General features: G+C 33.2%; 1 protein-coding gene. It reads right to left on the bottom strand.

Going from position 1 to position 383, the window contains the following annotated elements; translation table 11 throughout:
* Positions 1-383, bottom strand: a 383-nt coding sequence (locus ABOA88_RS24055; RefSeq protein ID WP_440127999.1) for an extracellular solute-binding protein, incomplete at its 5' end; no start/stop codon positions are given.

The raw sequence follows: 383 nt of genomic DNA on the forward strand, positions 1-383 counted from the left end.
TCAATTGGTAATAAAGTTATAAGTGTTTTGGTATTCTCTATCAATATATGTATTTAAGTCTTCTGCACTTGTAGCTTTGTATGAGAATACTTTAACTAATAATGGTCCAACTTCGGTTCTTGTTTTGGAACTTAAATTGAATACTGCCGAAGTAAAGAAGATGTCACCATTATTTCTAAACATATCAATTGCTTCTTTAACAAGTTTGTTTTGTGCTTCTGCTAATGTAGTTGGATTTTCTTTAATACCCTCTACATACTTTGTCCATGTTTCTGTTTCATAAGCAGAATAACGGATTGGTGCATACCCTGAAGGGATAGCATACTCAGCTGTTTTCTCTGCTGAAATCATGTACTTAGCAAATAACCAAGCAGCAATCATAC

It is taken from the genome of Pseudomonas sp. PKS (genome assembly GCF_051913525.1).
GTDB classification, from domain to species: Bacteria; Pseudomonadota; Gammaproteobacteria; order Pseudomonadales; family Pseudomonadaceae; genus Aquipseudomonas; species Aquipseudomonas guariconensis_D.